Genomic DNA, 24,559 nt, shown 5'->3' on the forward strand with positions numbered 1-24,559 from the left:
TCGTGAGTGAGCGCCGTTTTGAAGAGTCGACCCAATCGCCGAGCCTGGCCCGATCCTGACTGGGATCGGGTCGCAACGCTCCTCGGCGGCGGGGGTTGTTAGTTCTAGACTGGATTGATCATGGCGTCATCCGGTCGACGGTCCGACGGGCATAGGCTCGGAATCCTGCGCGATAGACGCATGGATAGCGCCCAGATGGCGCTCGGCTACTGCCGTTCAACAGACCCTCACGCGGAGAGGCCCTACCTCGCCCTCACCTCGCCGACCTCCCGAACCCTGTCGACGTCGCTGTCCTCCAGCCCTCGCTCGATGGCCTCTCGGACAATCGATCTCCTGCATCAGATCGCCCCAGGTTGCATGCTTCGGCAATTGATCGACCAGGCGATGCGCATCTTCCTTGTTGAGCACGGGCGACATGACAACCCTCCGTCTTGAGCGTGAGACCCATTGAATCTCGAGACCCGGTCGCTTGCGAGCGGCCAATGAGACAGCGCCCTTAGAAAGCGTCCATCAACAACTTCCCCCCTTTCGCAAAGGGGGGCTAGGGGGATTTCGGGCGGCGTCGCTCGCATCGGGAAACAATTGATGGACACTTGCTTAGCCAATCGAATCTGCCCTGTCCTCAGATCCCGGCAGCCTCCTTCAGCATCGCAGCCTTGTCCGTCCGCTCCCAGGTGAAGCCAGGCTCGGAACGGCCGAAGTGGCCGTAGGCCGCCGTGTCCTGATACTTGATGAGTTCACGGTTGGTGAGATCGAGCATGCGCATGATGCCGTAGGGACGCAGGTCGAAATGGGCGCGGACCAGCTCAATGATGCGGTCCTCGCTGACACGCGCAGTGCCGAAGGTGTCGATGGACACCGAGGTCGGCTCAGCGACACCGATGGCGTAGGAGACCTGGATCTCGCACTTGTCGGCCAGGCCGGCGGCGACGATGTTCTTGGCCACATAGCGCCCGGCATAGGCAGCGGAGCGGTCGACCTTGGACGGATCCTTGCCGGAGAAGGCGCCGCCGCCGTGACGGGCCATGCCGCCGTAGGTGTCGACGATGATCTTACGGCCGGTCAGACCACAGTCGCCCACCGGGCCGCCGATGACGAACTTGCCAGTCGGGTTGATGTGGTATTTGGTCTCGGCCGTCAGCCAGCCGGTGGAATCCAGCACGGGCTTGATGACCTCTTCCATGATGGCCTCGTGCAGCACGCTTTCGCTGACGTCGTCGCTGTGCTGGGTGGAGAGCACCACGGCATCCACTGCGACCGGCTTGCCAGCGCTGTAGCGCATGGTGATCTGCGACTTGGCGTCCGGGCGCAGCCACGGCAGGGTGCCGTTCTTGCGGACGTCGGCCTGGCGCTTGACCAGACGGTGCGCATAGTCGATCGGCGCCGGCATCAGCATGTCGGTCTCGTTGGTGGCGTAGCCGAACATCAGGCCTTGGTCGCCAGCGCCCTGCGCCTCCTCGGACTCGCGGTCGACGCCCTGGTTGATGTCCTTCGACTGCTCACCCAGCGCGATGAGCACGCCGCAGTTGTTGCCATCGAAGCCGCATTCGGAATTGTCGTAACCGATCTCCTTGACGACCCGGCGCACGACATTCTCGTAGTCGATCTTCAGATCCGAATCGGTCACCGTAATCTCACCAGCCAACATCACGAAACCGGTCTTGACCAGGGTCTCGCAGGCGACGCGCGCCTTGGCGTGGTTAGGATCGCGGCGATAGATCTCATCGAGAACCGCGTCGGAAATCTGGTCCGCCATCTTGTCTGGATGGCCTTCGGAAACGGATTCAGAGGTAAAGATGTAGTCCTTGCCCATAAGAAGATGAGGCCTGATCGGGGCGCTTTGAAGCGCGTTGCTGAAGCCGGCCATCATACCGCTTCATTCGCAGCCTTCAAACCCAGGGGTTGACGTCGAATTTATCCTCCCCTCGCGTCAGCGCGGCGTCCGAAGGCTCATTGTGACGGCTGCCTGTGCCAAGGCGACTTCTGTCAAAGCTCATCGGCACCGGCTTGTCTCGCCCCCTCTTCCGTGTCGCACCGGCGACCACAGAGCCCTGCGATGCTCCCGTCGACGCCCCTTGATGACAGCCCTCGACCTGCCCCATTTGGAATGAGATTTTCCGACAAGCGCCGAAGCATGCACAGAGGAATAGCTGCTCTCAGGAGTCAAAATGTGGATACTGGAGCAGTCCACGTTGAGGCTCGAAGAAGGTGCGGCGTGAAAGCAGTATGGTTGCAGACAAATCCCATCAAATCTCAGACCAGCCTGAGGTGTCTTCTGGTCCGCCTTCCGCCTCACAGCGGCAGTCACAGCGCTCGGCGATGTTCCCGCTGGTGCTCTAGGCGGATGAACCTCGATCCGGCGCCACCTGGTATGAGGTGCCCCGTCAAGCGCACCTTGGAAGCGTCACCCCACTGATCACCGGGCACCGAAATGGACATCAACACGCTGATCATTCTCACGCTGCCGGCTGCCTTGGCAATCACCCTGAGCATGGCCACCGTCTTCTGGACGAGCCGCACCTATCCTGGCTTCGGGTATTGGGTCATCGGGAGCAGTTGCCGCGTCTTGGCGGCAGTGCTTTTTCTGCTGCCCCGCGATCAGTTGCCGCTCTGGCTGACCATCATCCTGGCCAATTACCTGCTGCTCGCGGAGATCATGTTCTACCGGCGGGGAACACTGGTCTTTCGGGGGCAAGTGGTCGGTTACGGTTGGGAAATCGCCGCGTCCGTGACCTTCATCGCCCTCTGCGTCTATTTCACCTACATCACGCCGAGCCTCAACGCCCGTATCGCCGTGATCTCGCTCTACTGCGCCGCCTGGAATGCCTGGATGGTCCGGGTGCTCCTGACCCGTCGTCCGCCATATTTTGGTTTCATTGATCGCTGGCAGGCAGGCATTTGGGGTGGCCTTGCAGGGCTCAACCTGAGCCACGCCTGGTTTGTCTTGATGGCTGTGCCGCCGCTAACCGACTTCCTGATCACGCCCGCGCTGAACGCGCCCGTGTTCCTGAGTCTCTGGATTCCGCTCATCCTCTTCGCGTCGCTCCTGATCGCCTTGAGCCAAGTCATCATGAATACTCAGCGGCTGGAATACGAGTTACGGATCGCTCAGACGCAACTGGAGCAGGACATCATCGAGCGCAAGTGCCACGAGGTCGAACTGCGGCAGGCTCGGGATGTCGCCGAGACGACCAACCGTGCGCTGCAAACCGCCAATACGGAACTCAGTCAGCTCGCCACCACGGATGCGCTCACCGGCGCCTGGAACCGAAGGCGCCTAGAAGAAGCTGCGGCCAACGAGATGCAACGCCTCAAACGGTACGGCCAGCCGTTGAGCCTGATCGCGATCGACATCGATTTCTTCAAAAAGGTCAACGATGTGCATGGTCATGCGGCAGGCGATCAAGTGCTGATCGGATTGGTGGCGGTCGTCCGATCGATGTTGCGCCCAACGGATTCGCTAGCACGCTGGGGCGGGGAGGAATTCATCGTCCTGACCCCCTGCGAAACCTTAGAGAGCGCAGCGCTGATCGCCGAGCGATTGCGCGAGCAGATTGCCAAGACCGTCTTCCCAGCGGTCGATACGATCACCGTGAGTCTTGGCGTGGCCCAATGCCTACCCCAGGAATGCTGGGAACAGTGGTTTGCCAGGGCCGACGCCGCGCTCTATCGCGCCAAGGCGGGGGGCCGCAACCAGATTCAGACCGCGCCCGAAACACCGCCACACGACGGCAGCAACAAAGCTGCCGCGAACCTGGTGCAACTCAACTGGCATCAGGCGTATGCCTGCGGTCATCCCCTGCTCGACCAGCAGCACCGCGCCTTATTCGAGCACGTCAACCGCCTGCTCGATGCTCTGCTCTTGTCCCAACCCGCCGACGAGATCGCCGGCCTGATCGAACTCCTCATCCACGATACGATCCAGCATTTCAAGGACGAAGAGGCCATCATCACGGCCGCAGGTTATCCTGGCGCGGCGAATCATGCTGCCATCCACCGCGCGCTCATCGATCAGGCGCGCAGCTTGGCCAACCGCTTCCGGGTCGGAAGCCTCGACACCGGAGAGTTGTTCCACTTTTTGGCCCACGACGTCATTGCCCTGCACCTGCTCAGAGCCGATCGCACCTTCTTTCCTTACCTAGTCGCGCCGCAAAGGCTCGACCAGATCCCCAACGCCTGACGCCAAGACGCCGCGAACAAGCTAAAGTCGTGCCATCAGACATGACTTCAGAATCGACGGGCGCAACACCGGCTGGTCGAGCGACGCCGGGATTTGGAATTCGCGGCGCTTCCGGTACCATGCCGCGATCACTGTAACCAAGCAAAGAACTCGGAGGTTTCGCATGGCTTCGACTGAGACACCAGTCTGCGATTTCGGTGCCCCAGCGCCGGACTTTTCCTTGCCCGGCGTCGACGGCAAGACTTGGACTCGCGACGACTGCAAGGGCGAGCGTGGTCTTTTGGTCATGTTCATCTGCAACCACTGCCCCTACGTTCAAGCCGTGCGTGATCGCCTGGTGCGTGACGCCCGCGAACTCGCGAAGCTCGGCATTGGCTGCGTCGCCATCAGCTCGAACGATGTCGCCGACTACCCCGAGGACTCCTTCGATCACATGAAGCGCGTCGCGGAGGAATTTGACTTCCCCTTCCCCTACCTGTACGACGAAAGTCAGGAGGTCGCGAAGGCCTACGGCGCCGTCTGCACGCCCGACTTCTTCGGTTACAACGCCGACCTGGGATTGCAATACCGCGGCCGCTTGGACGCCAGCCGCAAAGAGGCCGCACCCGCCGACGTCCGCCGCGATCTCTTCGAGTCCATGAAATTGGTGGCGCAGACTGGCGCCGGCCCCAAGGACCAGATCCCCAGCATCGGCTGCTCCATCAAATGGCGCGCTGATTAGCCGAACAAATGCCGACATTAAGAATTGGCGGCGGAAAATGCTGGCTATTTCCGCCGCCAATTCTTAATATTAGGAAGTTATAAATTTGTTTTTGGCGGCATAAGTTTGTTTTGATTCTGGGGCTTGGGTGTTTTGGTACAGAATGTCGCTCCTTTGAGGGCGCCACGGCCTGGCATCGTCGTTTCAGCGGGGGCTCCCGCTTCGAGTAACGAAATCCCGCGTCGAATGTGGCAGCAAGCCCACCAAGCGCCTATCGGCACTGTGCCACGTTCCGTCTCATCGACTGCTGCTTCAACATAAACCGGCTGCCGACGGTTGCGGCCCGGGCAACATTTTTGTCACCGCTAGCTTAGAGGAGAGGCTCATGTCCTCACGCAGAGAACTTGCCAACGCCATCCGCGCGCTCGCCATGGATGCCGTGCAGAAGGCCAAGTCCGGCCACCCGGGCGCACCCATGGGAATGGCGGACATCGCCGAGGTGTTGTGGAACGACTTCATGACCCACAACCCGTCCAACCCCGCCTGGGCCGACCGCGACCGTTTCGTGCTCTCCAACGGTCACGGCTCCATGCTGATCTATGCCCTCCTCCACCTCACCGGGTATGAGCTGAGCATCGAGGATCTCAAGCAGTTCCGCCAGTTGCACTCCAAGACCCCGGGCCACCCCGAGTACGGCTATGCCCCAGGCGTCGAGACCACCACGGGCCCGCTCGGCCAGGGCATCACCAATGCCGTCGGCATGGCCATCGCCGAGAAGGCATTGGCCGCCGAGTTCAACAAGCCCGGCCACGAGATCGTCGATCACAGCACCTATGTCTTCCTGGGCGACGGCTGCCTCATGGAAGGCATCTCCCACGAGGCCTGCTCGCTCGCCGGCGCGCTTGGCCTGGGCAAGCTGATCGCCTTCTATGACGACAACAATATCTCCATCGACGGCGAGGTCCGCGGCCATGGCGACACGCCCGGCTGGTTCCTCGACGACACGCCCAAGCGCTTCGAGGCCTACGGTTGGCAGGTCATCCCCAAGGTCGACGGCCATGATCCGGAGGCCATCAAGGCCGCCATCGAGCAGGCACGGGCCAACAGCGACAAGCCGACCCTGATCTGCTGCCAGACCATCATCGGCTATGGCTCGCCGAACAAGCAGGGTAAGGAAGAGTGCCATGGTGCCGCGCTCGGCGAGGACGAGATTGCGCTAACCCGCGAGAACCTGGGCTGGAATTCTCCGCCCTTCGAGATCCCGGGCAGCATCTATCAGAGCTGGGACGCCAAAGAGCGTGGCGCTGCGGCAGAGGCCGACTGGAACGCCAAGCTCGACGCCTACGCCAAGGCCTTCCCGGCCGAAGCCGCCGAGTTCAAGCGCCGCATGGCCGGCGACCTGCCCGCCGACTGGTCCGAAAAGGCGGATGCCTTCGTCGCCTCCGTGGTCGAGAAGGGCGAGACCATCGCCTCGCGCAAGGCCTCGCAGAACGCGCTCAACGGCTTTGGCCCGCTGCTGCCCGAACTCATGGGCGGCTCGGCCGACCTCGCCGGCTCCAACCTCACCCTCTGGAAGGGCTGCAAGGGCGTCAGCAAGAGCGACGGCGGCAACTACATCTTCTACGGTGTGCGTGAGTTCGGCATGTCCGCCATCATGAACGGCATCGCCCTGCACGGCGGCTTCGTTCCCTACGGCGCGACCTTCCTCATGTTCTCCGAGTACGCCCGCAATGCCCTGCGCATGGCGGCCCTGATGCGGATCCAGTCGATCTTCGTCTACACCCATGACTCCATCGGTCTGGGCGAGGACGGGCCGACCCACCAGCCGGTCGAGCAGATCCCGACGCTGCGCATGATCCCCAACATGAGCGTCTGGCGCCCCTGCGATGCCGTCGAGTCGGCCATCGCCTGGAAGCTCGCCGTCGAGCGGACCAGCGGCCCGAGTTGCCTCATCTTCTCGCGCCAGAACCTGGCGCACATGGCCCGCACGGACGAGCAGCTCGCCAACGTCGCGCGCGGCGGCTATGTGCTGCGCGACTGCGCGGGCACGCCGGACGCGATCATCATCGCCACCGGCTCCGAGGTCGAGCTCGCGGTCCAGGCAGCCGAGGCCATGAGTGACAAGGCGATCCGCGTCGTCTCCATGCCCTCGACCAACGCCTTCGACGCCCAGGATGCGGCTTACAAGGAGTCCGTCCTGCCCAAGGCCGTTACCGCCCGCGTCGCCGTCGAGGCCGCGGTCACCGACGGCTGGTGGAAATACGTCGGCAGCCAGGGCGCCGTGCTCGGCATCGACCGCTTCGGCGAATCCGCCCCGGCAGGCGCACTCTTCAAGGAATTCGGCTTCACCGTCGACAATCTGGTCGCTACGGTGAAGGGGATTCTCTGAGCCGACTTCGCTTGGAGGATGGGCACGCCCGACCTCGCTCGGCACTTGACTCGACTTGAGTGACAGGGGCTTTGCCCATCCTACGCACTGACAACTGACAACTGACAACTGACAACTGAGAACTTCCCCCCACAGGAGCAACACGCATGACAATCAAGGTTGGCATCAACGGGTTCGGCCGCATCGGCCGCATGGCATTCCGCGCGATCAGCAAGGACTTCCCGGAGATCGAGGTCGTCGGCATCAACGACCTGCTCGACCCTGAGTACCTGGCCTATATGCTCAAGTACGACTCGGTCCACGGTAACTTCCAAGGCGACATCGCCGTCGACGGCAACACCATGATCGTCGACGGCAAGAACATCCGTCTGACCGCCGAGCGCGATCCCGCCAATCTCAAGTGGGGCGACGTCGGCGCCGAACTGGTCATCGAGTGCACCGGCTTCTTCCTGACCGAAGAGACCTGCCAGAAGCACATCGACGCGGGCGCCAAGAAGGTCGTGCAGAGCGCGCCCTCCAAGGACGCCACCCCCATGTTCGTCTACGGCGTCAACCACAACACCTATGCCGGCCAGGCCATCGTCTCCGCCGCCTCCTGCACCACCAACTGCCTGGCTCCGGTCGCCAAGGTGCTGCATGACAACTGGGGCATCAAGCGCGGCCTCATGACCACGGTCCACGCCGCCACGGCTACGCAAAAGACTGTCGACGGTCCCTCCATGAAGGACTGGCGCGGCGGCCGCGGCATCCTGGAGAACATCATTCCCTCATCCACCGGCGCCGCCAAGGCCGTCGGCAAGGTCCTGCCCGAACTCAACGGCAAGCTGACCGGCATGGCCTTCCGCGTGCCCACCTCCGACGTCTCGGTCGTCGACCTCACCGTCGAGCTGAGCAAGGAGGCCAAGTACGAGGAGATCTGCGCCGCGATGAAGGCAGCCTCCGAGTCCGGTGATCTCGCCGGCGTCCTGCGCTACACCGACGAGAAGGTCGTCTCGACCGACTTCCGCGGCTGCCAGAACCCCTCGATCTTCGACTCCGAGGCCGGCATCGCCCTGGATCCGACCTTCGTCAAGGTCGTCGCCTGGTACGACAACGAGTACGGCTACACCTGCAACATGCTGCGCATGGTCCAGCACGTCGCGAAGTAGGATGGGTAGAGCGCAGCGAAACCCATCAAGGCGCCGGACCGACCGGCGTCGCGATGGGGTTCGCTGCGCATCCCGAAGCTGATGGGTTTCGCGGCGCTCGCGTCGGCGTGAAATTGCCGGTACAGAGGCAGCCGCTCTACCCATCCTACAAGCTGGCTTGGTGGACTTCGCTAAGGCTCGTCCACCCTACAGTGCTCGCTCCGAGCCGTAGGGTGGACAAGCGCAGCGCAGTCCACCGCAAGCTGGCGGCTGGTCGCTGACAGCCAAAACAAGAGGCTTGAGGCAAGGCCCACCTTGGCCCTGAAGCCTTTACACAACTACAAGACTCAAGAGGGTACGACTATGTCCTTCATCAAGCTCTCCGACCTCGACCTAGCCGGCAAGCGCGTTCTCATTCGCTCCGACCTCAACGTCCCGGTCAAGGACGGCAAGGTCACCTCGGACGCGCGCATCACCGCCTCCATGCCCACCTTCGAGCATTGCCTCAAGGCCGGCGCCAAGGTCATGGTCATGTCGCACCTGGGCCGCCCCGAGGAGGGCGTCTTCTCCGAGGAGAACTCCCTCAAGCCGGTCGCCGAGGATCTCGGCGCCAAGATGGGCCGCGAGGTCCGGCTGGTCCGCGACTATCTGGAGACGGCCCCCGAAGTCGCCGACGGCGAGCTGGTGCTGCTCGAGAACGTACGTTTCAACAAGGGCGAGAAGAAAGACGCCGAGGATCTGGCCAAGCAGTACGCAGCCCTCTGCGACGTCTTCGTCATGGACGCCTTCGGCACCGCTCACCGCGCCCAGGCATCGACCCATGGCGCTGGCAAGTTCGCGCCCACCGCTTGCGCCGGTCTGCTGCTGAGCGAGGAGCTGGATGCCCTGAGCAAGGCCCTGGCCAATCCTGCACGCCCCATGGTCGCCATCGTCGGCGGCTCCAAGGTCTCGACCAAGCTGACCGTGCTCGAAGCCTTGTCCGAGAAGGTCGACCAGTTGGTCGTCGGCGGCGGCATCGCCAACACCTTCCTCGCGGCGGCGGGTCACAACGTCGGCAAGTCCCTGTGCGAGCATGACCTCATCCCGACGGCTCAGGCCCTGATGAAGAAGATGACCGCGCGCGGCGCCACCATCCCGATCGCGACCGACGTGGTCTGCGGCAAGCAGTTCGACGAGAACGAGCCTGCCGTCGCCAAGTCGGCCGACGAGGTTGCCGACGACGACATGATCTTCGACATCGGCCCGGACTCCGCCCAGGCGCTCGCCGACATCATTGCCAAGGCCGGCACCATCGTCTGGAACGGCCCGGTCGGCGTCTTCGAGTTCGACCAGTTCGGCGCGGGCACCAAGACGGTCTCCATGGCCATCGCCGACGCCCCCGGCTTCAGCCTGGCCGGCGGCGGTGACACCATCGCCGCCATCCAGAAATACGACATCTACGACAAGGTGTCCTACATCTCCACTGCGGGCGGTGCCTTCCTGGAATACCTCGAGGGCAAGACCCTGCCCGCGGTTGCCATGCTGGAAGCCCGCTCCAAGGACTGATCACACTTCCACACCCAGCCTCCGGCCGTATCGGCCGGGGGTTGACGGCTGGAAGCTGGAAGCTTGCATATGCCTAGACGCACAAAGATCGTCGCGACCCTCGGTCCAGCGACAGACCCAATTTCCGTCGCTGATGACATCCTCGCCGCCGGCGTCGATGTCGTTCGCCTCAATCTCTCTCACGACAGTCACGAGCGCCACCGCGAGCGCGCCAAGAGCATCCGCGAGCGGGCGACCGCCGCCGGGCGCGAGGTCGCGGTCCTCATGGACCTCCAAGGCCCCAAGATCCGCATCGGCAAGTTCACCGAGGGTAAGATCCAGCTCAGCTACGGCGACGCCTTCGCAATCGACACCGCCTGTGGTTTGGACGACGGTGATCAAACACAGGTGGGGACGACTTACGCGCCCCTCGCCAACGACGTCCGTCACGGCGACAGCCTGCTGCTCGACGACGGCGCCATCGAACTCTGGGTCGACAAGGTCGCTAACGGCCGCATCGACTGCAAGGTGGTCGTCGGCGGCACACTCTCGAACAACAAGGGCATCAACAAGAAGGGCGGCGGACTCTCCGCTCCTGCTCTGACAGAAAAGGACAAGAAAGACATCCGTTTCGCCGCCGAGATCGACGCCGACTATCTGGCCGTCTCCTTCGTACGCAACGGCAACGACATCCGGCTCGCCCGGGAGCTTTTCCAATCGGCCGGCGGACGCGGCGGCATCGTCGCCAAGATCGAGCGCGCCGAGGCGCTCGACGACATCGACGACATCATCAACGCGGCCGACGCCATCATGGTGGCGCGCGGCGACCTGGGCGTGGAGATCGGCGACGCCGAGCTACCGGCGGTGCAGAAGCGCCTCATCAGCAGGGCGCGCGAACTCAACGCTGTGGTCATCACGGCGACGCAGATGATGCAGTCGATGATCGAGAGCCCGATCCCGACCCGCGCCGAGGTCTTCGACGTCGCCAACGCCGTCCTCGACGGCACGGACGCGGTCATGCTCTCTGCCGAGAGTTCGATCGGCAAGAACCCCGCCAAGGTCGTGGAAGCACTGGACCGCATCTGCCTGGAGGCCGAGAAGAGCGTCAGGCGCTCGGGCCATCGCATCGATTCGGTCTTCGGCCGCGTCGACGAAGGCATCGCCATGGCCGCCATGTACACGGCCAATCACCTGGGCGTGAAGGCCATTGCCGCCTTGACCGAGACCGGCTCGACCGTCAAATGGATGTCGCGTATCAGCTCGGGCATCCCCATCTATGCCATGACAAGGTTCGCGGAAACGCGCCGCAAGGTTAGACTCTTCCGCGGCGTCGACCCGGTCGCATTCGATGTCGCCAGCACCGACATCCACGAGGTCAACCGCGAGGTGATCGAGGAACTGCTCGCGCGCGGCACCGTCCACAACGGCGACCTGGTCATCATCACCAAGGGGGACCGCTCCGGGGTTGAAGGTCAAACCAATATCATGAAGATCATGCGAGTCGGCGAACACAAGCTCCTGACCAAAGACTGATTGGCAGTTGGCAGTTGGCAGTTGGCAGTTGGCAGTTGGCAGTTGGCAGTTGGCAGTTGGCAGTTGGCAGTTGGCAGTAAAGCTGATCACTGGACAACTGCCAAGACAAGTGGTCGGGGGTCCTATGTTTGACTTGGGGGGATGGAAGCCATTTCGTTCCGGTTTCGAGGCTTTAGAGCCCTTCGATCCTCAGGATGAAGCGCCTATGAGGCAGCTCTCGGATCGAGGCGACATCAGGCGCGGAGCGAACCCTTTCGATCCTTCCCTTTAAGATGCGCCCTGATTCACTGTCCGCCCGCAACCATCCAACAACCGTCCACTGAAACCTGATCACTGACAACTGACAACTGACAACTAGAACCCAGTCGCAAACCATTCCCTCAACATCAACCCAAAGACGAGGACTATCCATGGCCCTGATCTCACTCCGCCAGATGCTGGATCACGCCGCCGAGCACGGCTACGGCGTGCCCGCCTTCAACGTCAACAACCTCGAGCAGATGCGCGCCATCATGGAGGCCGCCGACGAGACCGACTCCCCCGTCATCGTCCAAGCCTCCGCCGGTGCCCGTAAGTACGCCGGCGCACCCTTCCTGCGCCACCTCATCCTCGCCGCCATCGAGGAATGGCCGCACATCCCAGTCTGCATGCACCAGGACCACGGCACCTCCATGCCCGTGTGCCAGCGTTCCATCCAGCTCGGCTTCTCCTCCGTCATGATGGACGGATCATTGGGCGAGGACGGCAAGACCCCGACCTCCTACGAGTACAACGTCGACATCACCCGCCGCGTGGTCGAGATCTCACACGCCTGCGGCGTCTCGGTCGAGGGTGAGCTGGGCTGCCTGGGCTCGCTCGAAACCGGTCAGGCCGGCGAGGAAGACGGCATCGGCGCCGAGGGGACCCTGGACCACAGCCAACTCCTCACGGACCCGGAAGAGGCTGCCGACTTCGTCCAGAAGACCGGCGTCGACGCCCTCGCCATCGCCATCGGCACCTCCCACGGTGCCTATAAGTTCACGCGCCCGCCGACCGGTGACATCCTGGCCATCGAGCGCATCAAGGAGATCCACACCCGCATTCCCAACACCCACTTGGTCATGCACGGATCCTCCTCGGTCCCGCAGGAGTGGCTCAAGATCATCGACGCCTTCGGCGGCGACATGGGCGAGACCTACGGCGTTCCAGTCGAGGAGATCGCCGAGGGCATCAAGCACGGCGTGCGCAAGGTCAACATCGACACCGACCTGCGCATGGCCTCGACCGGTGCCATCCGCAAGCACTTGGCCGAAAACCGCAAGAACTTCGATCCGCGCAAGTACTTCGACGCCGCCACAAAGGCCATGAAGGACATCTGCAAGGCCCGCTACGAGGCCTTCGGCACCGCCGGCAACGCGAGTAAGATCAGCGCCCTGTCACTGGATGCCATGACCGCCCGCTATGCCAAGGGAGAGCTGGATCCAAAGATCAACTGATCCGCAAGGGCTCGACTTTAGGGCAAGAAAAAGGGGCGCCGCGAGGCGCCCTTTTTCGTTCCCGTCGCGCATGCGAGCGCACCTCGGCAGTGCCGGCTTGCGCCCGCCAAACCACACCCTCGCCGCCACTCGCGCGGGCAAACCCGTCGATTTGCTATAGTCCAGCGATACTTTGATCCAGCGATACTTTGATCCAGCGACACCTGGACACTGAGTCGAAGGTACGGGAGACTGATGCGATGCAGGAGCATGTGAGCAGGCCCAAGTCACCCTGGCTGGCTGCCCTTCTGGCCATGCTGCTGGTGCTGGTGACGGAGCAGCTGATCGAGCGACTGGCCCAGGGACGCGCCCTGGAGCAGGAGCGTGTCAGCGTCTTGACCAACCTCTCCGCGGTGCGCGCGCGCCTGCTTGGCGTCATCAACGCCCATCTGCTCCTAGTCCACGGCCTGACCGCCGTGATATCCGCCCATCCGGACATCGACCAGGCGGAGTTCGCCCGCATCGCCCAGGGGCTGGTGGATGCGCGCCACGCGCTGCGCAACATCGCCGGAGCGCCTGACCTGGTCGTCTCGCTCATGTACCCCATCGCCGACAACGAGGCGGCGATCGGACTGGACTACCGAACCCATTCCACTCAGAGCCAAACCGCCCTACGCGCCATGCGCACGGGTCGGCCGATCCTCGACGGCCCGCTGCCCCTGCTTCAAGGCGGCATCGGCATCATCCTCCGGGAGCCGGTCTTCATCCCGGCGAGCGAGCCCGATACGCAACCGCGCCCCTGGGGCCTGATCTCCGCCGTCATCGACGCGGACACCCTCTATCGTCAGGCGGGCCTCCTGGACGAGCACTCCCAACTGCAGCTCATGCTGCGCGGCACGGACGGGACCGGCGCCGCGGGGCCGGTCTTCTTCGGCGACCCTCGAATCGCCGACCAGCAGCCCGTGACCCTCGATATCGATCTGCCCGGTGGCAGCTGGCAGTTGGCAGCCATCCCCAAAGGCGGTTGGGGACAGTCATCGCTCATGTTGTGGCTGATCCGGCTAGCCGGATTGGTGATCGCCCTGTCCGCAGGCGTCATGACCTACCTCCTGCTGCGCCGCAGCCTGGATCTCGCTCGCACCCAGGGACGCCTGCGGACCCTGTTGAATACCATCCCGGATCTCATCTGGCTGAAGGATCCGAGCGGTGTCTATCTAGCCTGCAATCCGCGTTTCGAGCAGCTCTATGGGGCATCGGAGGCCGAAATTCTGGGCAAGCGCGACGCTGATTTCGTCCCCGCCGAGGTCGCGGATCTCTACCGCGCCAAGGATCGAGCCGCCATCGCCGCCGCCGGCCCCGTGGTCAACGAAGAGTGGCGCACCTTCGCCAACGACAGCCATCGCAGTCTGTTCGAGACCATCAACACCCCCGTGCTCGACCCCCAAGGGCGCGTGCTCGGGGTGCTCGGCATTGCCCGCGACATCAGCGCGCATAAAGAGGCCGAGGAGCGCATCCGCGGCCTCAACCGCATTCACGCCGTGTTGACCGGCATCAATGGGGCCATTATACGCATGCGCGACCCGGAGAGGCTGCTTTGGGAGGCCTGCCGCATCGCGGTCGAGATCGGCGGCTTCCGCATGGCCTGGCTCGGCATGGCGGATCCGGAGAGCAGCCTGCTGCGCCCGGTCGCGCATGCCGGCGAAACGGGCGACTATCTGGAACAGTTACGCATCCCGCTCGCCGACACCCCCCGATCAAAGGGCCCCGCCGGCCTCGCCCTGCGGCAAGCCCAGCATTGCGTCTGCAACGACATCGCCCAGGACCCACGCATGACCCCCTGGCGCGAGGCCGCGCTGGCACTGGACTACCGTGCCATCGCCGCTTTCCCCATCATGGTCTCGGATCAGGTACGTGGCACCTTGAGCCTCTACACGGACCAGGTGGGCTTCTTCGACGCCGCCGAGCTCGATCTGCTCGACCAGCTCTCGACCGATATCGGCTTCGCGCTCCAGCTGCTGGAGAGCGACCAGGCGAGCGAGACGCTCAACCGGCGCCTGGGCGATTTGCTCGAGACCATGAGCGACGGCTTCGTCAGCCTGAACCACGACTGGCGCTTCCAGTACGTCAATCCCCAGGCCGGCATCCTGCTCGGGCGCGATCCGGCAGAGCTGGTCGGCACGCAGCTCTGGAGCGAGTTCCCCGACGGCATCGACCGGCCGATCCAGGCCGCTCTGCGGAAGGCCATGAGCACCGGCGAAATGACCCGCGTGGAGGACTACCTAGAGACCCAGTCACGTTGGCTCGAGAACCGCATCTATCCGACCCGTGACGGCCTTTCGGTCTTCTTTAGCGACATCACCGAGCGCAAGGTCGCCGAGCAGGCGCTGCGCCAGCAGCGCGACCTCCTGGACCGCACCAGCCGGCTTGCCCAGGTCGGCGGCTGGGGATTCGATGTCGCCACGGGTGAAGGCGCTTGGACCGACGAGACCGCGCGCATCCATGATCTCGGGCCGAGCCAGCGGGTAACCGTCGCCGAAGGGCTCGCCGTCTTCTCCGGACCCAGCCGCCTCGCAATCGAACAGGCGATCGGCGACGCGATCGAGAACGGCCGCCCCTACGAGCTGGAACTCGAGATGACCACGGTCAAGGGCGCGCGCAAGTGGGTGCGTACCATCGGCTTGCCGGTGAAGGAGAATGGGCGTGTCGTCCGGCTCGAAGGCGCCATTCAGGACATCACCAGCCGCACACTCGCCGAGCGCGAAGCACGGGAGCGTGGCGCAATGCTGGACTTGGTCTTTCAGGTCCTGCCCGATCTCTTCTTCCTCATGGACGAGGACGGGACCATCCGCGACTACCGCGCCAGCCGCGACGGCGACCTCTATGCCGAGCCGGAGCAATTCCTCGGCAGGCGGATGCAAGACGTCCTGCCACCGGCGATCGCCGAGATCTTCGAGCGCAATTTCGTCCTCCTGGAGCGCGAAGGCGGGCTGGTGACCTACGAGTACGACTTGGAGATGCCCGATGGCGCGCGGCGCTTCGAGGCACGCCTCAGCCACATTCCCGAGACCACCAGGCTCATCGCCGTGGTGCGCGACATCAGCGAGCGCGTCCGCGCCCAGGCGGCGCTCGAAGCCCAGCGTCGGGAGACCGATGTCCTGGCGACGCTGCTCGAGCGCTCCAGCCAGCCGATGGCGGTCGGCTACTTGGATGGACGCCTCGGCCTCTACAACCAGGCATTCCTCGACCTGATCGGCTACGATCGCACCGAGGTCGGCGGGGCGAATTGGCTGCAAGACCTCACCCCGCCAGAGTGGCGGGAGACAGAACGCGCCGCACTGGAAAGTATCCATCGTGACGGCCAGCCGCTGCGTTATGAGAAGGAATACACCCGCAAGGACGGCTCGCGGGTTCCGGTCGAGCTCTACGCCCATGAAATGCTCAGCGCATTGGGAGAGGTCGACTACTACTACGCCTTCGTCACGGACATCACTGAGCGCAAACAACGCCAGGAAGCGGTCCAACGCATGAACACAGAGCTGGAGGAGCGCGTCCAGGCGCGCACCGCGGAGCTGGCGGCCATCAACAAGGAGCTTGAGACCTTCACCTACTCGGTCTCCCATGATCTCAAGGCCCCGCTGCGCGGGATCGACGGCTACAGCCGGCTGCTGCTGGAGGACCACCTGGACCAGCTCAATGAGGAGGGCCAGCTCTTTCTGCGTAACGTACGCCAGGGCGTGGAGCAGATGGGCGAGTTGATCGAAGACCTGCTCGCCTACTCACGCATGGAGCGGCGCGGGCTGGTCGAGGTCCCGGTCGACCTCGGCGAACTGATGACCAAACTGCTCGCCGAGCGCGAGGACGTGCTGCGCGCAACCGGCGCGAAGGTCCAGATCGATCTGGCGGGACTCACCGCCCGCGCCGACCCCCACGGCCTGGCCATCGCCATGCGCAACCTGCTCGACAATGCGCTCAAGTTCCATCGCCCGGGCGAGCCGCCCCTGATCGAGATGAGCGGCCGAGCGGCCGCGGATGTCGTCGAGGTCAGCATCCGCGACCATGGCATCGGCTTTGACATGCGCTTCCATGACCGTATCTTCGACATCTTCCAACGGCTGCAGCGTGCCGAAGACTATCCCGGTACCGGGATCGGCCTGGCCATCGTGCGCAAGGCCGTGCTGCGCATGGGCGGGCGCATCTGGGCCGAAAGCGCCCCCGGCCAAGGCGCCACCTTCCATCTGGAGCTAACGCGATGATCGACAACACGGGCCTGCGCCCCATCCTGCTGGTCGAGGACAACCCCATGGACCTGGACCTCACCCTGCGCGCCCTCAGGGGCCGCAAGCTCAGCAACCCCATCGAGGTGGCGCGCGACGGCCAGGAGGCGCTGGACTGGATCCCGCGCTGGGAGGCCGGCGAGCCGCTGCCGCTGGTGATGCTGCTCGACCTCAAGCTGCCCCGCATCGACGGGCTCGAGGTGCTGCGACAGCTGCGCGCGCACCCGCTCACCCAATCTCTGCCGGTGGTGGTCCTGACCTCATCCGGGGAGGATCGCGATGTCGATACCGCCTACCGCCTCCACGCCAACTCCTACATCGTCAAACCAGTCAATTTCGACAAGTTCATGGAGGTTGCAGCGCAGATCGAACTCTATTGGTGTCTGCTCAATCACCCCCCGAGTTGAGGCCATGCGCGTTCTACACGTCGAAGACACTCCAACCGACGCCGATCTCACCAAACGTCTGTGCACCCGCCAGGCACCGGAGATCGCACTCGACCTGGTCACGAGCCAAACCGAGGCACGCGAACGCCTGCAGGGCGTCAACAGCTATGACCTGGCCCTGGTGGATCTGCGCCTGCCGGACGGCTCAGGGCTGGAACTGCTGACTTGGATCCGTGAGCAGCAGTTGCCCCTGGCCGTGGTCATGCTGACCGGCTCCGGGGACCAAGAATCGGCCATTGCGTCCCTCCAGGCGGGGGCCGACGACTATCTGACCAAGGACGTCGACGCACTGGAGCGCCTGCCCGCCACCCTGCGCGATGCCAGAAAGCGCTTCGTCGAGGCCCACCGCCGCCGTGCACGCCCGCTGCGGGTGCTCTACGCCGAGCACAATCCCGCAGACATCGACCTGACCCGGCGCCACCTCGCACGCCATGCCCCGCACATCCGTCTCACCGTGGTCAGCGATGTGCAGGCGCTACTGGCACGTCTTCCGGCGCATTCCCGCAGCGCCGCGGACTTCGACCTGGTGCTCTTGGATTACCGTCTGCCCGGTCTAGACGCCTTGGAGGCAGTCAAGGTGCTGCGCGCCGAGCGCGGACTGGACATCCCCATCGTCATGGTGTCGGGTCAGGGCAATGAGAGGGTGGCAACGCGCGCCATCCACCTCGGGGTGAACGACTTTGTCTCCAAGCACCAGGGCTATCTGCACCAGATCCCAGCGACACTCGAAAAGGCCTGGGGGCAAGTTGAACTCGCGCGCGAGCGCGCCAATCTGCAAGCCACGTCCGAGCGGCTCGCGCTCGCGCTGGCGGCGAGCCCGGTCGTCCTCTACACCCGCAGCCTGGCCGCCCGCGACCTCCCGCTCACCTGGGTCAGCGAGAACGTGGCCCGCCTACTGGGACACACCCCGACCGAGATGCTCCAAAGGGACTGGTGGACGACCCGTGTGCATCCGGACGATCGGGAGGAAACGCTGGCACGCCTGAACGGCCTGCTCAAGACCGGACGGATGGTGCACAGCTACCGGTTCTTCGATGGGCAAGGCCAGGTTCGCTGGATCCATGACGAACTCGATCTGGTCGGCACGGGCGAGTCGGGTGAGGCGACCGGGGCCTGGCGTGACGTCACTGAGCCCAAGCAGGTCGAGCAGGTGCGCGAGACCCGCATGAGCGTGCTGGACGCGCTCATCAAGGATCGTCCGCTCGCCGACATCCTCGGAGAGATCTCCCAGCGCCTGGAAGCCATCCATCCCTACATGCGGATCGTCATCGAGACCCAGTCCGACGCGCGCTTACCGGCCGAGCCGATCACAACGGACGCGTCGCCCGTCGATTGGGCCCTGCCCTTCAAGGACGAGGCAGGAAAGGTACTTGGGCACCTCAAGGTCCGCTACGCACAGGCGCACGAGCCGACGCCGGCGGAGCGCGATCTCGTCGGCGAGTTCGCGCGCATGGCCGGACGGGCGGTGGCGCACGTCATCACCGACACCAGGCTGCGCCAGGCGGCCGCGCTGTTCGACGCCACCCGCGAGGGGTTCATCATCACGGATCTCGACGCCAAGGTCCTCGCCGTCAACCGTGCCTTCACAGAGATCACCGGTTACACGGAGGCTGAAATCCTGGGTCGCACACCGAGACTCTTGCGCTCCAATCGCCAGGATCGCGCCTTCTACCAGGCGATGTGGGCCAGCATCTCGGCCACCGGCCATTGGCAAGGCGAGATCTGGAACCGGCGCAAGAATGGCGAGGCCTATCCGCTCATCCTCAGCATCAGTACCGTCTACGACAGCCAGCGCCGACCAAGCCATTACGTCGGCGTCATGACCGACATCAGCCGCCTGAAGGAGTCCGAGGCGCGCCTGGAGCACCTGGTCCACTACGATCCGCTGACCAATCTGCCCAATCGCCGCCTGCTGCAGTCGCGGCTGCAGCATGCCGTGGATCACGCCGACCGGCAGGGACACCGCGTCGGCGTGCTCTTCATCGACCTGGATCGCTTCAAGACCGTCAATGACAGCTTGGGACACCCGATCGGTGACGAGCTGCTTCAAGCACTGGCCCAGCGACTCAGCGCACGGCTGCGCGAGGACGACACCCTTGGTCGCTTGGGCGGCGACGAGCTGCTGTTACTGATCGAGCACCTAGAGCGTCCCGCAGACGCCGCAGAGATCGCCGAGAGTCTCTTGAGCCTGCTGGAGCATCCCTTTCGCCTGCCGAGCGGACCCGAGATCTACATGGGCGCGAGCATCGGCATCAGCCTCTATCCGGACGACGGCGACACGGTCACGGACCTCATCAAACATGCCGACGTCGCCATGTATCAGGCCAAGGAAGAGGGCCGCTGCACCTACCGTTTCTACACCCCCTCGCTGACCCGGGCGGCGAAGGAGCGCCTCGCATTGGAAGCGCGGCTGCGCCGCGCGCTCGCGAACGATGAATTCGTGCTCTACTACCAGCCTCAGTTCGAAACCGATAGCGGCCGGCTGATCGGCTGCGAGGCGCTGGCGCGCTGGCGCTCACCCGAAGAGGGGCTGGTCTCCCCCGCGCGCTTCATCCCGCTCGCCGAGGAAACCGGGCTCATCGTCCCGCTCGGCGAGTGGGCGCTGCGCACGGCTTGCGCCCAGGGCATGGCTTGGCTGAAGGCTGGATTTCCACAGATGATGATGGCGGTCAATCTCTCCGGCCGTCAGCTCCGCAATCCAGAGCTGGCGAATGAGGTCAAGGCCGTACTCGAGCAGACCGGGCTGCCACCTCAACAGCTCAGGCTCGAGCTGACCGAAAGCATCATCATGGATCAGGGCACAGAGGCGGTGGAGCGGCTGCAGACCCTCAAGGCGCTTGGCCTCGGCCTGTCCATCGACGACTTCGGCACTGGCTATTCATCCCTCGCCTACCTCAAGCGCTTCCCGATCGACGAACTCAAGATCGACCAGAGTTTCGTGCGCGACATCCCCGAGGACGAGAACGATATGGAGATCGCCGCGACCATCATCGCCATGGCGCGCAACCTCAAGCTCGAGGTCATCGCCGAGGGTGTGGAGACGCAGGAGCAGCTCGATTTCCTCAGACGCCAGGGGTGTCGCGGCTGCCAGGGCTACCTCCTCGGGCGCCCGGTTCCGGCGACGGACTTCGAACGGCGCCACCTCAGCCCGAGCTGAGGCACTCACGACCAGCGCGGCGTCGGCCATTGCGCCTTCTTGGTGCAAGCAACGGATCAGATCGAGGTGCGAGACAGACGGCGGCTTTTGTGGGATGGTTAGCCGTCACACGCGGCTCCTCTCCCTTGGCCATCAGCCATGGAGCCTTTCTCGCGCCCCCTTGAGATATCAGCCTAGGAACACCTTCCCGATGTCGATTCTGGTTGCCCTAAACCACAAAACCGAATACCGCTTCGACCGCTCGGTCGCCCTGTCGCCCCATGTGGTGCGACTGCGCCCGGCGCCCCATTGCCGCACGCCGATCCGCTCCTATTCGCTCAAGATCCAACCCGAAGAGCATTTCATCAATTGGCAGCAAGATGCCTTCGGCAACTATCTGGCGCGATTGGTGTTCCCCGAGACGGCACGCACCCTTTCGATCGAAGTGGACGTGATCGCGGAGATGATCACCATCAACCCCTTCGACTTCTTCCTCGAAGATCACGCCTATCATTTCCCCTTCGAGTACGAGTCGGACCTCCGCAAGGAGCTCGCGCCCTATCTCGAGATCACCGACGACGGCCCTCTGATCAAAGAGTGGCTTGCCAGCGTCGATCTCAAGAAGCGCGAGACCGTCTACTTCCTGGTCGATCTCAATCAGCGCCTGCAAACGGACATCGGCTACGTCATCCGCATGGAGCCCGGCGTTCAGAGCTGCGAGCACACCCTTTCGACCCGCCGCGGTTCCTGCCGCGACAGCGCCTGGCTGCTGGTTCAGATCCTGCGGCACCTGGGCCTGGCCGCGCGTTTCGTCTCGGGCTACCTGGTTCAGCTGACCGCCGACGTCAAGTCGCTCGACGGCCCCTCAGGTCCCGAGCGCGATTTCACCGACCTGCATGCCTGGGCCGAGGTCTATGTGCCAGGCGCCGGATGGATCGGTCTCGACCCGACGTCCGGGCTCTTCGCCGGCGAGGGTCACATCCCACTCGCCTGCTCGCCCTCGCCGCGCAGCGCCGCACCCATCACGGGCGCCACCGGCACCTGCGAAGTCGAACTCTACTTCCACAACCGCATCGAGCGCATCCACGAAGATCCGCGCGTCACCAAGCCCTATACCTCGGAGCAGTGGCAGGCGATCGAGACCCTGGGACACCAGGTCGACGCCGAGCTGAAGGCCAACGACGTGCGCCTGACCATGGGCGGCGAGCCAACCTTCGTCTCCATCGACGACATGGACGGCGCCGAGTGGAACATCGCCGCCCTGGGGCCGACGAAGAAGGGCCTTGCCGAAGCACTGCTGCTACGCCTGAAGAAGCGCTTTGCGCCCGGCGGCGTGCTGCATATCGGCCAAGGCAAGTGGTACCCCGGCGAACAGTTGCCGCGTTGGGCACTCTCCTGCTACTGGCGTAAGGATGGCGAACCCGTTTGGCGCGATCCCGAACTGCTCGGCCAGGAGAGCACCAGCTACGATCACGGCCCGGAGGAGGCAGAGACCTTCATCCGCACCCTCGCCCGTCACCTTGGCGTGGACCCCGAGCACGCCGGCAAGGCCCACGAGGACGTCTGGTACTACCTCTGGCGGGAGGCCCGACTGCCCGCCAACGTCGATCCGCTCGACAGCAAGCTCAAGGACGCCAACGAGCGCAAGCGCATCGCCCGGCTCTTCAACCAGGGTCTCGACAAGGTCGCGGGCTATGTGCTGCCGCTGCGCTGGTGGGGCTTCGGCGTCGACGGCGGCTGGAAGAGCGGGCGCTGGAGCTTCCGCGACGGTCATCTCTTCCTGATCCCAGGCGACTCGCCCATGGGCTTTCGCCTGCCCTTGGATGCCCTGCCCCACGTCCCGAAGGCGGAGCTGGACCAGGTCCCTGATCGCAATCCCTTCGAGCCGGTCGATCCGCTACGCTCCCCCTTCGACGAGGTCGCCCGCCGCTACAGCCGTGTGGTCGAACCCAGCCAAGCCCCTCAAAGCATCCGCGAGCAGGGCGCACAGCCGCGCGACCTGGCGGCCCGCTATGGTCGCCTGACACCCTCTGACGATTCGCAGCAGCCGATCCAGCCGCAAGTCGCGATGCGCGCCGATCTGCATCCGGACCTCATCCGCACCGCGCTCTGCATCGAGCCGCGCGAGGGTCGGCTCTACTGCTTCATGCCGCCGCTGACGCACCTGGAGCATTGGCTCGATCTAGTCCTCTGCCTTGAGGACACCGCGGCCGAGCTGGGCATGCCCATCATCATCGAGGGCTATGAGCCGCCGCGCGATCCGCGCCTGCAAAAACTCGGCGTCACGCCCGACCCGGGCGTCATCGAGGTCAACATCCACCCCGCCGAGAGCTGGGACCAGATGGTGCGGGACACCCATATCCTCTACGAGGAGGCTCATCTGACGCGGCTCGGCACCGAGAAATTCATGCTCGACGGCCGCCACACGGGCACGGGCGGCGGCAACCACGTCACCCTCGGCGGTCCCACGCCGGCGGACAGCCCCCTGCTGCGCAAGCCGGACCTGGTCCAGAGCCTCATCGCCTACTGGCAACACCATCCGAGCCTGTCCTACCTCTTCTCCGGGCTCTTCATCGGTCCAACCAGTCAGGCCCCCAGGGTCGACGAGGCGCGTGACGACCGACTCTACGAGCTGGACATCGCCTTCCAGCAGATGCCGCCCGGCGAGGTGCCGCAGCCCTGGATCGTCGACCGCGTCCTGCGCAACCTGCTGACCGACGTCACCGGCAATACGCACCGCACCGAGTTCTGCATCGACAAGCTCTACTCGCCGGACAGCGCCGCCGGACGTCAGGGACTGCTGGAGTTCCGGGCCTTCGAGATGCCGCCGCACCCACGCATGAGCCTTGCTCAGATGATGCTGCTGCGTACCCTGGTCGCACGCTTCTGGAAGGATCCCTACCGCCGCAAGCCGGTGCGCTGGGGCACCGAACTGCACGACCGCTTCCTGCTGCCGCACTTCGTCCGCCAAGACTTCCAGGACGTCATCTGCGATCTGCAGCGCGCCGGCTATGCCTTCGACATGGCCTGGTTCGAGCCCTTCTTCGAGTTCCGCTTCCCGCACTACGGAGACCTGGTCACGGAGAACGGCATCGACATGGAGCTGCGCGCCGCCATCGAGCCCTGGCACGTCCTGGGCGAAGAGGTGACGGCGCAGGGCACCTCGCGCTTCGTCGACAGCGCCGTCGAGCGCATGCAGGTCAAGGTCAACGGCCTGACCGATGAGCGGCACGTGCTGGTCTGTAACGGCCGGCGCGTCCCGCTGCGGCCGACGGGGCGTCGCGCGGAGTCCGTTGCGGGCATCCGCTTCAAGGCCTGGAGCCCACCATCCGGGCTGCATCCGACCATCCCGTCGCACAACCCGCTCGTGTTCGAGATCGTCGACCTCTGGAACCGGCGCAGTCTGGGCGGCTGCACCTACTATGTCGCCCATCCCGGCGGCCGCAGCGAGAGCAATTTCCCGGTCAACAGCTACGAGGCCGAGAGCCGACGCATCGCACGCTTCCGGGTCCTGGGCCACACGCCGGGCGAGATCGACCCACCGCCTGCGGAGCCCGCGAACGAGCATCCCTACACGCTCGACCTGAGGTATCGCCCAGGCTGCTGAGGGGGAGCGATGGGGGCTGGATGAAGCCCCCAGGCCCACCCGGGAGTCACACCACCGAGCCGTGGGGGGGGGGCGGGGGGGGGGGGGGGGGGGGGGGTGGGGGGGGGAGGGGGAAGGGGGCCCCCCCCCCGCCGCCCCGCGCCAAGCCCCGGGGGGAGAAAAAAAAAAAAATCAAAAAAAAAAATTATG

The 24,559-nt window shown here is 64.4% G+C and carries 12 protein-coding genes and 1 riboswitch; of the genes, 11 read left to right on the forward strand and 1 reads right to left on the reverse strand.

The annotated features are described in order from the left end of the window. Position 1 precedes the first annotated feature (1 nt). Positions 2-90, reverse strand: a riboswitch (S-adenosyl-L-homocysteine riboswitch). Positions 91-622: 532 nt separating this feature from the next. Beyond that, positions 623-1,813 carry a methionine adenosyltransferase gene (gene metK / locus G3480_RS05535; protein ID WP_164652680.1) on the reverse strand — a complete coding sequence of 397 codons (1,191 nt, stop codon included), beginning with the start codon at positions 1,811-1,813 and terminating at the stop codon, positions 623-625. A 618-nt stretch (positions 1,814-2,431) separates the two neighbouring features. Between metK and G3480_RS05540 the strand changes: the two genes are divergently transcribed. The 11 genes from G3480_RS05540 (at position 2,432) to G3480_RS05600 (ending at position 24,370) form a co-directional block, all read left to right on the forward strand. After that, positions 2,432-4,180: a diguanylate cyclase gene (locus G3480_RS05540; RefSeq protein WP_164652681.1), complete on the forward strand. Its 1,749-nt coding sequence runs from the start codon at positions 2,432-2,434 to the stop codon at positions 4,178-4,180. Between the two features lie 163 nt (positions 4,181-4,343). Next, the gene (locus G3480_RS05545; protein WP_164652682.1) at positions 4,344-4,901 is read left to right on the forward strand and encodes a thioredoxin family protein; all 558 of its coding nucleotides are present in this window, start codon (positions 4,344-4,346) and stop codon (positions 4,899-4,901) included. Between the two features lie 364 nt (positions 4,902-5,265). Continuing rightward, complete coding sequence (gene tkt, locus G3480_RS05550; protein ID WP_164652683.1) at positions 5,266-7,269, forward strand: transketolase; 2,004 nt, start codon at positions 5,266-5,268, stop codon at positions 7,267-7,269. Positions 7,270-7,415: 146 nt separating this feature from the next. Further along, positions 7,416-8,417: a type I glyceraldehyde-3-phosphate dehydrogenase gene (gap, locus tag G3480_RS05555; protein ID WP_164652684.1), complete on the forward strand. Its 1,002-nt coding sequence runs from the start codon at positions 7,416-7,418 to the stop codon at positions 8,415-8,417. A gap of 342 nt (positions 8,418-8,759) precedes the next feature. Beyond that, on the forward strand, positions 8,760-9,941 hold the full coding sequence (locus tag G3480_RS05560) for a phosphoglycerate kinase (RefSeq protein WP_164652685.1): 1,182 nt from the start codon (positions 8,760-8,762) through the stop codon (positions 9,939-9,941). Positions 9,942-10,010: 69 nt separating this feature from the next. Continuing rightward, positions 10,011-11,453: a pyruvate kinase gene (gene pyk, locus G3480_RS05565; protein ID WP_164652686.1), complete on the forward strand. Its 1,443-nt coding sequence runs from the start codon at positions 10,011-10,013 to the stop codon at positions 11,451-11,453. A gap of 410 nt (positions 11,454-11,863) precedes the next feature. Continuing rightward, on the forward strand, positions 11,864-12,928 hold the full coding sequence (gene fba / locus G3480_RS05570) for a class II fructose-bisphosphate aldolase (RefSeq protein WP_164652687.1): 1,065 nt from the start codon (positions 11,864-11,866) through the stop codon (positions 12,926-12,928). A 239-nt stretch (positions 12,929-13,167) separates the two neighbouring features. Further along, a complete protein-coding gene (locus G3480_RS28250; RefSeq protein WP_240905607.1) occupies positions 13,168-17,160 on the forward strand; it encodes a PAS domain S-box protein in 3,993 nt (1,330 codons plus the stop codon). Beyond that, positions 17,157-17,588, forward strand: coding sequence for a response regulator (locus G3480_RS05590; protein ID WP_164652688.1), 432 nt, complete (start codon positions 17,157-17,159; stop codon positions 17,586-17,588). Before G3480_RS28250 ends, G3480_RS05590 begins: the two co-directional genes overlap by 4 nt. Before the next feature lie 4 nt (positions 17,589-17,592). Beyond that, positions 17,593-20,784: an EAL domain-containing protein gene (locus G3480_RS05595; RefSeq protein WP_164652689.1), complete on the forward strand. Its 3,192-nt coding sequence runs from the start codon at positions 17,593-17,595 to the stop codon at positions 20,782-20,784. A 190-nt stretch (positions 20,785-20,974) separates the two neighbouring features. Next, positions 20,975-24,370, forward strand: a complete 3,396-nt coding sequence (locus G3480_RS05600) for a transglutaminase family protein (RefSeq protein ID WP_164652690.1) — start codon at positions 20,975-20,977, stop codon at positions 24,368-24,370. Positions 24,371-24,559: the final 189 nt, after the last annotated feature.

Origin of the sequence: Thiorhodococcus mannitoliphagus (assembly GCF_010915725.1) — a bacterium.
GTDB classification, from domain to species: domain Bacteria; phylum Pseudomonadota; class Gammaproteobacteria; order Chromatiales; family Chromatiaceae; genus Thiorhodococcus; species Thiorhodococcus mannitoliphagus.

Bases quoted from the DNA above. Each gene is read 5' to 3' on its own strand.
- metK (WP_164652680.1), bottom strand. From the start codon at position 1,813: ATGGGCAAGGACTACATCTTTACCTCTGAATCCGTTTCCGAAGGCCAT.
- G3480_RS05540 (WP_164652681.1), top strand. From the start codon at position 2,432: ATGGACATCAACACGCTGATCATTCTCACGCTGCCGGCTGCCTTGGCA.
- G3480_RS05545 (WP_164652682.1), top strand. From the start codon at position 4,344: ATGGCTTCGACTGAGACACCAGTCTGCGATTTCGGTGCCCCAGCGCCG.
- tkt (WP_164652683.1), top strand. From the start codon at position 5,266: ATGTCCTCACGCAGAGAACTTGCCAACGCCATCCGCGCGCTCGCCATG.
- gap (WP_164652684.1), top strand. From the start codon at position 7,416: ATGACAATCAAGGTTGGCATCAACGGGTTCGGCCGCATCGGCCGCATG.
- G3480_RS05560 (WP_164652685.1), top strand. From the start codon at position 8,760: ATGTCCTTCATCAAGCTCTCCGACCTCGACCTAGCCGGCAAGCGCGTT.
- pyk (WP_164652686.1), top strand. From the start codon at position 10,011: ATGCCTAGACGCACAAAGATCGTCGCGACCCTCGGTCCAGCGACAGAC.
- fba (WP_164652687.1), top strand. From the start codon at position 11,864: ATGGCCCTGATCTCACTCCGCCAGATGCTGGATCACGCCGCCGAGCAC.
- G3480_RS28250 (WP_240905607.1), top strand. From the start codon at position 13,168: ATGCAGGAGCATGTGAGCAGGCCCAAGTCACCCTGGCTGGCTGCCCTT.
- G3480_RS05590 (WP_164652688.1), top strand. From the start codon at position 17,157: ATGATCGACAACACGGGCCTGCGCCCCATCCTGCTGGTCGAGGACAAC.
- G3480_RS05595 (WP_164652689.1), top strand. From the start codon at position 17,593: ATGCGCGTTCTACACGTCGAAGACACTCCAACCGACGCCGATCTCACC.
- G3480_RS05600 (WP_164652690.1), top strand. From the start codon at position 20,975: ATGTCGATTCTGGTTGCCCTAAACCACAAAACCGAATACCGCTTCGAC.